13 protein-coding genes are annotated in these 9,403 nt (G+C 64.4%); 9 read left to right on the top strand and 4 right to left on the bottom strand.

All coding sequences use genetic code 11. The features are described 5' to 3' along the window. The first annotated feature begins 28 nt into the window (after nucleotides 1-28). From OOJ09_RS02310 to OOJ09_RS02280, 7 genes are all read left to right on the top strand, one after another. Nucleotides 29-253 (top strand): DUF2007 domain-containing protein, encoded by a 225-nt coding sequence (locus OOJ09_RS02310; protein ID WP_091576439.1) that lies wholly within the window; start codon nucleotides 29-31, stop codon nucleotides 251-253. Next, on the top strand, nucleotides 253-1,053 hold the full coding sequence (locus OOJ09_RS02305) for a tRNA1(Val) (adenine(37)-N6)-methyltransferase (RefSeq protein ID WP_269903635.1): 801 nt from the start codon (nucleotides 253-255) through the stop codon (nucleotides 1,051-1,053). The genes OOJ09_RS02310 and OOJ09_RS02305 overlap by 1 nt, the downstream gene beginning before the upstream one ends. Nucleotides 1,054-1,132: 79 nt before the next feature. Beyond that, nucleotides 1,133-1,993 (top strand): S49 family peptidase, encoded by an 861-nt coding sequence (locus tag OOJ09_RS02300; RefSeq protein WP_269903634.1) that lies wholly within the window; start codon nucleotides 1,133-1,135, stop codon nucleotides 1,991-1,993. Nucleotides 1,994-2,133: 140 nt separating this feature from the next. Then, entirely contained in the window at nucleotides 2,134-2,319 is a 186-nt protein-coding gene (locus OOJ09_RS02295; RefSeq protein WP_013896713.1) for a membrane protein, read from the top strand. 5 nt (nucleotides 2,320-2,324) lie between these two features. Continuing rightward, entirely contained in the window at nucleotides 2,325-3,245 is a 921-nt protein-coding gene (locus tag OOJ09_RS02290; protein WP_269904048.1) for a 4-(cytidine 5'-diphospho)-2-C-methyl-D-erythritol kinase, read from the top strand. Continuing rightward, a complete protein-coding gene (gene moaB / locus OOJ09_RS02285) occupies nucleotides 3,232-3,786 on the top strand; it encodes a molybdenum cofactor biosynthesis protein B (RefSeq protein ID WP_269903633.1) in 555 nt (184 codons plus the stop codon). Before OOJ09_RS02290 ends, moaB begins: the two co-directional genes overlap by 14 nt. A gap of 141 nt (nucleotides 3,787-3,927) precedes the next feature. Further along, nucleotides 3,928-4,353 carry a GFA family protein gene (locus tag OOJ09_RS02280; protein ID WP_269903632.1) on the top strand — a complete coding sequence of 142 codons (426 nt, stop codon included), beginning with the start codon at nucleotides 3,928-3,930 and terminating at the stop codon, nucleotides 4,351-4,353. Between the two features lie 7 nt (nucleotides 4,354-4,360). On the opposite strand, the gene OOJ09_RS02275 is transcribed toward OOJ09_RS02280, so the two are convergent. Then, nucleotides 4,361-5,335 carry a hypothetical protein gene (locus OOJ09_RS02275; RefSeq protein ID WP_269904047.1) on the bottom strand — a complete coding sequence of 325 codons (975 nt, stop codon included), beginning with the start codon at nucleotides 5,333-5,335 and terminating at the stop codon, nucleotides 4,361-4,363. 145 nt (nucleotides 5,336-5,480) lie between these two features. Then, the gene (locus tag OOJ09_RS02270; protein WP_269903631.1) at nucleotides 5,481-6,008 is read right to left on the bottom strand and encodes a glycosyltransferase; all 528 of its coding nucleotides are present in this window, start codon (nucleotides 6,006-6,008) and stop codon (nucleotides 5,481-5,483) included. 150 nt (nucleotides 6,009-6,158) lie between these two features. Between OOJ09_RS02270 and OOJ09_RS02265 the strand changes: the two genes are divergently transcribed. Next, on the top strand, nucleotides 6,159-7,313 hold the full coding sequence (locus OOJ09_RS02265) for a PA0069 family radical SAM protein (RefSeq protein WP_143019402.1): 1,155 nt from the start codon (nucleotides 6,159-6,161) through the stop codon (nucleotides 7,311-7,313). 152 nt (nucleotides 7,314-7,465) lie between these two features. Continuing rightward, nucleotides 7,466-8,161 carry a ribonuclease HII gene (locus OOJ09_RS02260; protein WP_269903630.1) on the top strand — a complete coding sequence of 232 codons (696 nt, stop codon included), beginning with the start codon at nucleotides 7,466-7,468 and terminating at the stop codon, nucleotides 8,159-8,161. 123 nt (nucleotides 8,162-8,284) lie between these two features. On the opposite strand, the gene OOJ09_RS02255 is transcribed toward OOJ09_RS02260, so the two are convergent. Then, complete coding sequence (locus tag OOJ09_RS02255) at nucleotides 8,285-8,776, bottom strand: F0F1 ATP synthase subunit B (protein WP_269903629.1); 492 nt, start codon at nucleotides 8,774-8,776, stop codon at nucleotides 8,285-8,287. 10 nt (nucleotides 8,777-8,786) lie between these two features. Continuing rightward, complete coding sequence (locus OOJ09_RS02250) at nucleotides 8,787-9,386, bottom strand: F0F1 ATP synthase subunit B (protein ID WP_269903628.1); 600 nt, start codon at nucleotides 9,384-9,386, stop codon at nucleotides 8,787-8,789. Nucleotides 9,387-9,403 lie beyond the last annotated feature (17 nt).

Genomic DNA, 9,403 nt, shown 5'->3' with positions numbered 1-9,403 from the left:
CAATAGCGCAAGCTGCGAGTTTCACACGATGATAGAGCTCATCCGCACCAACGACGCCGTCATCATTTCCTTTGTCGAATCGCTGATGCGCGACGCCGGCATCGGCTGCTTCGTCGCCGACCAGAACATGAGCGTGCTCGACGGTTCGCTCGGCATCCTGCCGCGACGCATCATGGTCGACGCCGACCAGGCCGACGCCGCACGGCGCATTCTGACCGACGCCGGCATCGCCAACGAGATCCGCGGAAAATAATGTCCGCCGCGCCAGCCGCCCTTGCCCCGGACACGCCGGCCCACACGGTCGACGCCTTCCATCGCGGCCGCTTCTGGCTCGTGCAGCCCAAGCATGGCGGCCATCGCGCCGGCATGGACGCGATGATGCTGGCGGCGTCCGTGCCATCCTCGTTTGGCGGACGTCTCGCCGATTTCGGCGCTGGAGCCGGGGCCGCCGGCCTGGCGGTGCTGTCGCGCTGCCCGGCCGCCGAGGCCGTGCTTGTCGAACGCGCGCCGGAAATGGCGGCCTTCGCGGCTGCCACCCTTGCCCACCCCGGCAACGCGCATCTCAGCGATCGCGCGTCCGTCCTCGTCGCCGATGTCACGGTGTCGGGCCGGGCTCGGGCGGCGGCCGGCCTCGCAGACAATGACTTCGACTTCGTCATCATGAACCCCCCCTTCAATGCCGCACGCGACCGGGCCACGCCCGATCGCCTGAGAAAGGAAGCGCATGTCATGGAGGACGGGCTGTTCGAGAGCTGGATCCGAAGTGCCGCGGCGGTGGTCAGGCCGCGCGGCGGGCTTGCCGTCATCGCGCGGCCCGAACAGCTCGGCCCCATTCTCGACGCCCTCGCTGGCCGTTTCGGCGATGCCGAGCTGCTCGCCGTGCATCCTCGCCCCGACGCTGCGGCGATCCGCATCGTCGTGCGGGCAACGCTCGGAGCGCGTGGAAAACTCGCCATCCGCCCTCCCCTGATGCTTCATGCGCAATCGGGCCACGGGCCTGACGAGCGCAGCGAAATGATCACCAACGGTCTCGCCTCGCTGTTCGGAGACTGAGCTATTCTTGGCCCCCACATTGCCGTTGGCCAGGGAATCCCTACATGCCTGCAACCCATCGACCGGAGACCGCGCCATCGTGAAACGTCTTTTCAACCGCCTGCTGCCGAAATCCTGGCGCTCCACCGTCGTCACCATTCCGGTCATCCGGCTGCACGGGACGATCATGTCGGGCGGCCAGTTCCGGCAGAACCTGTCGCTGGCCTCCACCGCCGGTCTCATCGAGAAGGCATTTTCCTTCGACGCGCCGGCGGTTGCCGTCTCGATCAATTCGCCGGGAGGTTCGCCGGTGCAGTCGCGGCTGATCTTCAAGCGTATCCGCGACCTGGCGACGGAAAAGAACAGGAAGGTACTGGTCTTTGTCGAGGACGTCGCGGCATCGGGCGGTTACATGATCGCGGCCGCCGGCGACGAGATTTTCGCCGATCCGTCGTCGATCGTCGGTTCGATCGGCGTGGTCTCGGCCTCGTTCGGTTTCCCGGAATTGATGAAGAAGATCGGCGTCGAACGCCGTGTCCACACCGCCGGCCAGAACAAGGCCGTGCTCGATCCGTTCAAGCCTGAGAAGAAGGAAGACGTCGAGCGCCTGAAGGCGCTGCAGCTCGAGGTACACGACACCTTCATCGATCTCGTCAAGGAGCGGCGCGGCACCAAGCTGAAAGACGATCCCGACCTGTTCACCGGGCTGTTCTGGACCGGCAAGAAGGGGCTCGAACTCGGCCTGGTCGATGCGCTCGGCGACATGCGCACGGTGCTGAAAACCCGGTTCGGGTCGAAAACCCAGCTCAGGCTGATCACGGCGCCGCGCGGTTTCCTCAGCCGCTTCGGTCTGTTTGGCTCGAGCAAGGGCTTTTCGGCGCCCGATATTGCCGCGGCTGCCGCCAGCGGCGTCATCGATGCGGCGGAAGAGCGCGCGCTGTGGGCTCGCTTCGGGCTTTGAAAACCGGGCAAAACCGTCTAGCATGAGTGGGTGAAGCCTTACGCATGTCGTTTTCCAAAAACCGGATCCACTTTTGGGCGACATGCATCAACCGACCCGACCGGCCGCCTTTGCCGGCCCAGCGTGGGAGGAGTTTTGACATGCCGCAGATCATTTTCTTCACCGTCGTTGGCGTCGCCGCCTATTTCGGCTACCGCACCTTCGTGCGGGAAGCCGAACGCGTGACGGCCAAGGTGCGACGCACCGAAAAGCAGGCGGCGAACGGCGCGATGGGAACGCTGGTCAAGGATCCGAAGACCGGCGAATACCGGCTGGCCAAGGACTGAGCATCATCCCGCATACATCAGACGCTGCGGACACCGTCATCGGTGCGCGCACTTGGCCTGCGCATGCCAAGATCAATCTTGCCCTGCATGTCACAGGCAGGCGCCCGGACGGCTATCATCTGATCGAGAGCCTGGCGGTGTTCACGCGTTTTGGCGACCGGGTCGAGATCGCGCTCGCCGACAGCGATGATTTCACCGTGTCTGGCCGCTACGCGCCGGCGGTTCCTCTCGATGCCAGCAATCTGGTGCTCAAGGCGCGTGATGCCCTGCGCAGGGCGGCCGGGGCCGAGAGAACACCACCGGTCGCCATCAGGCTCGAAAAGAACCTGCCGGTTGCCTCCGGCGTCGGCGGCGGCTCGAGCGACGCGGCGGCGGTGCTGCGCGGGCTGGCGTCGACCTGGGCCCTGGACATCGATGGCGCCGAGCTGGCGCGGATCGGCGTCTCGCTTGGCGCCGACGTGCCGATGTGCCTGGCGGCAAAGCCGCTGGTCGCGCGCGGCATTGGCGACGAGCTGTCGATGGTGCCGGATTTTTCAACACTGGGGCTGGTTCTGGTCAATCCGGGCACGCCGGTCTCGACGGCCGAGATATTCAACGCGCTGTCGCGGCGCGACAATGAAGGCCTGCCGCCGCTGCCGCGCAGCATCGATTTTCACAGCCTGCGCAACTGGCTGGAAGTCACCCGCAACGATCTCGAGCCGGCAGCGCTGGCGATACAGCCTGCCATAGGCAGGGCGCTTTCATGGCTGAACAAGGCTGGATCGGGTTTTTCGCGAATGTCCGGGTCGGGCGCGACATGCTTCGGCCTGTTCGAGACCGGCAATGTGGCCAAGCGGGCGGCCGCAGAAATCCGCACCCGCCAGCCCGACTGGTTCGTCGCGGCTACGCGCAGCATCGCATCGGAGGGAGCTGATGGCCAGAATTGACGAGAGCCGCTCCTTCATTCCCGTGCGCATCGCGGTGCTGACCGTGTCGGACACACGCGGCCTTGCCGACGACAAATCCGGCCAGACGCTGGCCGACCGCATCACCGAGGCCGGCCATATCCTTGCCGCCCGCGATATCGTCACCGATGACCGCGAAAAAATCCGCGACAAGGTGCTTGGCTGGTCCAAGGACGCGGCGATCGATGTCGTGATCACCACCGGCGGCACCGGCTTCACCGGGCGCGACGTGACGCCGGAAGCGCTGGAGCCGATCTTCGAAAAGCGCATGGACGGCTTTTCGGAAGTGTTCCATCGCATCTCCTACGACAAGATCGGCACCTCGACGATCCAGAGCCGGGCGACCGGCGGCGTCGTCAACGCCACTTTCGTCTTCGTGCTGCCAGGCTCGCCCGGCGCCTGCAAGGACGCCTGGGACGGCATCCTGAAGGCACAGCTCGATTACCGGCACATGCCGTGCAACTTCGTCGAGATCATGCCGCGCCTGGACGAGCATCTGCGGCGCGGAAAATCGGCTCCGTAAAAGCCGAGGCAAGGCACCGGTTTCGCGTCGTGTTTGCCAGGCAGAACGGTACCGGCGCCTTCGAAACGCCATTCCGCACCGGACCCCGGAAAAGTATCCTGCCTGAAGGCGATCATCGCCGTTCACGACAAGGCAGATACGATGACCACGCATACTGGCGGATGCCATTGCGGCAACATACGCCTCGGATTTTCCGCCGGGCTCGACCCGTCGCAAATCGAAGTTCGCGCCTGCCAGTGCTCGTTCTGCGTCAAACATGGTTCGCGCGCCGTTGCCGATCCGGACGGCAGGCTGATCATCTCGGTCAAAGACAGCGCGCGATTGCGCAGATACCGGTTCGGACTGAGCACGGCCGACTATTTGATCTGCGGGGAATGCGGCGTCTATGTCGCCGCGATCGCCGGAGAGGATACCGACGCCAGGGCGATCGTCATCATCAACGCCCTGGACAACCAAGGACGGTTCAGTCAGCAGCCGATCCCCGTGGATTTCGATACGGAAAGCAAAGTGCAGCGACAAGCCAGGCGCCGCGCGCGCTGGATGCCTGTCGAGGTGAGCTTCGAATAGTTCTCTTTCAGCGGATGACAGGTTCCCCATGAAACCGCCGGCGTGATGGCGGCGATACGCCGAAGCCGACTTCCATCATCAGCCTCGGTGTGCGCGCCGGCACTGTGCCCATGTGGAAACCGAACGGGTCCTCGACGAAGCCGAGGCCCGCTTCGCCGGTCAGCGTCACCGGGCTCTGCTCGCCATAGACATCCAGAACCTCTTGCGCGGAATGACCGACCAGAAGGGTGAGCTGGTGCTTGAGGGCACGGCGCTTGTGGCTGCCCCGGACATAGACATGCGGACCGGTGTCTGCGTCGACGGGCTTGAGATAGAAGAAGAATTTCAGCATGCGCCAGTCGTCGAGGTCGAAATGATACTTGCCGAGCGAGGCAAGGTTCTTGTCGGCGTCCGAGGCCTCGCCGGTCGGAAAACTCCACCAGACGCGCGTCGTGATCAGTTTTGCCTGGCCGCCGAGATAATGCGCGGCGATGTCGAGAAGCAGCGGATCGCGCTGGATGGCGCGGGCTGCATCGCAGTCGAGTGTGCGTTCGAAATAATGACCGCTGAGCAGCGAGCGGCCAAAGCGCTTCTCGGCCTCGGCATGTTCACCCGGCATGAATTCGAGGCGGCGATCGAAATTACCGAAACAAGGCGTGCGCCGGGCGAAATCCGCGATCTCTTCGTGGATCGCCGGCGGCAGGACCAGGCCTGAAAACAGCCCTTCGGAGCGCAGCGCTTCGACCACCGCGGCGCGCTCGATGCCGGCGAACATAGTATCCCCGGCATTGTCGGCCGCACGGACGCGCTTTGCCCCCAGCCAATGCATCCGGCGCCCAGGCATGGTGCGGGCCAAAACGAACATCGGCAGCCAGGCGGGATTTTCGCGCAGATCCGTCAAATAGGTCGGAATGCGCACGGCGATGCGGCGCAGCAGGCTGCCATCGCGCGCGATTGCCTCGAGGCTCGCAGTGCCGGATTTGTCTGATGTCGAAAGGTTCATCGGATCCTCGGCTATGAGAGCGGCACCGATACGCATCGGCGCTCAACACTCGGCATGACCCAAACCCAATCCACCCGCTTCCACAGCAGGCTAATCCCGCGTCAGATTTTGTGCAATGCACAATAGACAGAGCAGCTGCAAAAAATCACTTAGGGGAGCGGTGCTCTTGCTTCGCCGACGCCACCCAGATCTCGGCGTCGAGCCGCTTTGTCGCGCGGCCGCGCGCTATGGCCTCGGCGCTGCCCGCATTCTTCGCCGCGGCGGCGGCCTGCTGCTTGCTGATCACCAGTCCGTCGGCCAAAGCGCGGTTTCCCGAAAAGACCCGAGCCAGGAACGGCACGCGGCTGGCTCGCACCCGCGAGAATCGCGCTGCCATGGTTTGCCTGGCCGTGTGGGCAACGACCTCGTCGATCCAGCCCTCCACCAGCCGCGCACCCGGCTCCAGCAGCAACAGCCATTCACCCTTGGCTTGCCGGATGCCCGCAACGACACCGCCGCTCGCGACATAATGGCAGCCGGCATGCTCGGCGACACGATGCGTCTGGTCGGTCGAACCCGTGTCGCAGACGATCACTTCGCGCACCACGCCCTCGACCGCGCCGCCAATCAGCGAGGCAAGCGTTCGGGCGAGAGCCTCCTCGTCATTTCGGGTTTCTATGAGAACGCTGAGCATCATTAGCCGAATAGCGGAAAGCGGCGCACAGCGCCAGTTCTTGCGCCGCACCATAAAAAGTTCTTGCTTTGTTCTCTTCGGCTAAATAGGAATAATTTCATGAGCCGAGCGATTCGACACAACATGGACAGTCCCTGGGAGCGGGCGAAAATGGAACAGATCGTGCGCGCCGACATTGCAGCTTTCGGGGCAGGAAGAGCCGAGATGGCCAATGCAATGATCGAGCAGAGCGGCATGCGCGTCCGTCCGGACCGCAATCGCGGCAGGTCGGCGGGCATCAATCCTTCCGGGCGGTTCGAGCCGGTCAGCCGGCATGTCTTCGATGACGGCTGGAATTCTCTGGAGGAACTGCCGCCCTTCAAGACCGAAGTGCAGGTCGAGAAGCCGCGCACCATCATCACCCGCAACGAATCGCCCGACATTTCCTTCGACCGTTCCATCAACCCCTATCGCGGCTGCGAGCACGGCTGCGTCTATTGCTTTGCCCGGCCGACACACAGTTTCATGGGCCTGTCGCCGGGTCTCGATTTCGAATCCAAGCTGTTCGCCAAGCCGGATGCGGCGCGGTTGCTGGACAAGGAGCTGTCGAAGGATGGCTATCAGCCGCGCACCATCGCCATCGGCACCAACACCGACCCCTACCAGCCGATCGAGAAGCAATACCGTATCATGCGCGAGATCCTCGAGGTGCTGGAAGCACGCGGCCATCCGGTCGGCATCGTCACCAAGTCCGCCCTGGTGACGCGCGACATCGATATTCTTTCGCGCATGGCCGAGCGCGGGCTGGCCAAGGTGGCGCTGTCGGTGACGACGCTCGACCGCATGCTGGCCAGAACGATGGAGCCACGCGCATCGACGCCGACCAAGCGGCTGGAGGCTATCCGGCAGCTTTCGGATGCCGGCATTCCGGCTTCGGTGATGGTGGCGCCGATCATCCCCGGCCTGACCGACCAAGAGATGGAGCGCATCCTCGATTCGGCACGCGCGGCCGGCGCGCGCGAGGCGGGTTACGTCATCCTGCGCCTGCCGCTGGAGGTGAGCCCGATCTTCAAGGACTGGCTGCTGCGCCACTATCCCGACCGCTACCGCCACGTGATGTCGCTGATCCGTTCGATGCGTGATGGCAAGGATTACGATTCGGAATGGGGCAAGCGCATGAAGGGTGCCGGTCCCTACGCCTGGCAGATCGGCCGGCGTTTCGAGATCACCGCCAAGCGGCTCGGCCTCAATGTCGAACGGCGTGCGCTTCGGACCGACCAGTTCGTTTCCGCCGGAAAGGACCAGCTGCAGCTGACGCTGCTTTGAAAGCTCAATTCGCTGCGGTGGCTTGATCTGTCGCAGCACAAGAATCCCGTCCGGCCTGCCCCGGCCTGCAGACGGTGCCCTCCCGGTCCGGCGCCCCACCCGACCCGGAGGGACTTGCGGAGAATCGGAGCCGATGCGAACCTCGCCGCAACATGGCTCGCGCGCGTTCCGACTCTCCGCTTCTCTTCGAAATCGTCGAGAAACCCGATTTCTCCTTCGAGACGAAGGCGATGGCCGATGGTCTGTGGCCGGTGGCCGGGATGGATGAGGCCGGCCGCGGCCCCCTGGCTGGGCCAGTGGTAGCCGCGGCGGTGGTGCTCGACCCCGCCAACATTCCAGACGGGCTCGACGATTCCAAGCGCCTCAGCCACTTGCAGCGCGAGGCGCTGTTCCTGCGAATTCTTGGCTCCGCGCTGGGCGTTTCGATGGCGTCCATCAGCGCCGAGGGCATCGACGGCAGCAACATCCTCAAGGCCAGCCTGGAGGCCATGCGCCGTGCGCTGGTCGGCCTGTCGGTTCAACCGAAGCTCGCGCTCGCCGACGGCCGCGACGTGCCACCGGGCCTGCCTTGCGCAGGGCGGGCGCTGATCAAGGGCGACCAGCGTTCGCAATCGATCGCCGCCGCCTCGATCGTCGCCAAGGTGATGCGTGACAGAATGATGTGCGGCTGCGGCAACCATCACGACCGCTACGGGTTCGAGGTCCACATGGGCTACGCCACGGCCCGCCATCGCACGGCGATCGAGGCGCATGGGCCTATCGCGCGGCTGCACCGCGTGTCCTTCGCGCCGTTCAGGCTGGGCGGCGCTGAGGTGGCGGAAGAGGAGAGCCTGGCCGGGCTTGATTGAATTTAGGGATTGGTGAAACGGCTGAGCGGGTAGCCTCCCCCCTCAAGGGGGAGATGATTCCCGCCACAACAAAAAAGCCGCCAGGTTTCCCGGGCGGCTTCGTTTTTTGCTTGATCGACAGGCTCAGTTCAGCTTCGACTTCACATCCGCAAGCGATGCCTTGAACAGGTCGGCACCGGCCTTGGCGTCGATCTTGCCGGCCAGCAGGGTCCGCGCAGCCTCGACGGCGATGTCAACGGCGCTGGCGCGGACTTCAGCGATCGCGTCACGCTCGGCCTGACCGATCTTCTGTTCGGCAAGCGCTGTACGCCGGGCAACATAATCCTCGGTCTTCTTGTGCGCATCGGCGGCAAGCATATCGGCTTCGCGCTTGGCGGCGGCGACGATGTCGGCGGCCTCCTGCTCGGCTTCCTTGCGCTTGCGCTGATACTGGCCAAGCAGTTGCTGGGCCTCCTCGCGCAGCCGGCGCGCCTCGTCCAGCTCATTGCTGATCCGGGCGGCACGGGCGTCGAGCGCCTTGGCGATAATGCCGGGCACCTTGATGTAGACGGCAACGCCCAGGAAGATGACGAGGGCTACCGTTGCCCAAAGCGTTGCAAGAGATGTGGCGTCCATGATGCGCTCCTCACCCGGCCACGGATTTGACCGCGGCCGCGATCTCGGCCTTGCTGGCCTTGCCGCCGACCAGTGCCTCGACGATCGCCGAAGCGGTGTCCTCGGCGATGGTGCCGACTTCCTTCATGGCATTGGCCTTGATGGAGGCGATGCGCGCCTCCGCCTCGCCAAGCTTCTGGTCAAGCGCTGCCTCGACCTTCTTGCGTGCGGTCTCGGCTTCGGCCTTGGCCACATCGTTGGCCTTTTGGCCGATCGCGTTGGCATTGGTCTTGGCTTCCGCCAGTTCCTGCTCGTAGGCAGCAACAGCGGCGTCGGCCTCGCCCTTCAACTTGGCTGCCTGGTCGAGATCCTGCGTGATGCGATCGTTACGGACATCGATGATGCCGCCAACACGCGGCATCACGACCCGCTTCAGGAAGAGGTAGAACAGCCCGAAAGTGATCGCCAACCACAGAAGCTGCGACGGGAACGTCGCAGGATCGAATGGAGGAAACGTGCCGTGCGCTTCCGCAGGCACGCTGGTGCCGGAATGCGTGTCGCCTTCCGTCGCAGCGTGGCTGGTATCGGCGGCAGGCGCGGACTCTTGCGCGAAGGCAGATGTCACGAACATGGACTATCCCCGAAATT

Origin of the sequence: Mesorhizobium qingshengii, assembly GCF_027563465.1 — a bacterium.
In the GTDB taxonomy this organism is placed as follows: domain Bacteria; phylum Pseudomonadota; class Alphaproteobacteria; order Rhizobiales; family Rhizobiaceae; genus Mesorhizobium; species Mesorhizobium qingshengii_A.
This window is presented reverse-complemented; position numbering and strand designations above follow the sequence as displayed.

Coding starts and splice junctions, on each gene's coding strand:
- OOJ09_RS02310 (WP_091576439.1), top strand. CDS start 29: ATGATAGAGCTCATCCGCACCAACGACGCCGTCATCATTTCCTTTGTC.
- OOJ09_RS02305 (WP_269903635.1), top strand. CDS start 253: ATGTCCGCCGCGCCAGCCGCCCTTGCCCCGGACACGCCGGCCCACACG.
- OOJ09_RS02295 (WP_013896713.1), top strand. CDS start 2,134: ATGCCGCAGATCATTTTCTTCACCGTCGTTGGCGTCGCCGCCTATTTC.
- moaB (WP_269903633.1), top strand. CDS start 3,232: ATGGCCAGAATTGACGAGAGCCGCTCCTTCATTCCCGTGCGCATCGCG.
- OOJ09_RS02280 (WP_269903632.1), top strand. CDS start 3,928: ATGACCACGCATACTGGCGGATGCCATTGCGGCAACATACGCCTCGGA.
- OOJ09_RS02275 (WP_269904047.1), bottom strand. CDS start 5,335: ATGAACCTTTCGACATCAGACAAATCCGGCACTGCGAGCCTCGAGGCA.
- OOJ09_RS02270 (WP_269903631.1), bottom strand. CDS start 6,008: ATGCTCAGCGTTCTCATAGAAACCCGAAATGACGAGGAGGCTCTCGCC.
- OOJ09_RS02265 (WP_143019402.1), top strand. CDS start 6,159: ATGGAACAGATCGTGCGCGCCGACATTGCAGCTTTCGGGGCAGGAAGA.
- OOJ09_RS02260 (WP_269903630.1), top strand. CDS start 7,466: ATGGCTCGCGCGCGTTCCGACTCTCCGCTTCTCTTCGAAATCGTCGAG.
- OOJ09_RS02255 (WP_269903629.1), bottom strand. CDS start 8,776: ATGGACGCCACATCTCTTGCAACGCTTTGGGCAACGGTAGCCCTCGTC.
- OOJ09_RS02250 (WP_269903628.1), bottom strand. CDS start 9,386: ATGTTCGTGACATCTGCCTTCGCGCAAGAGTCCGCGCCTGCCGCCGAT.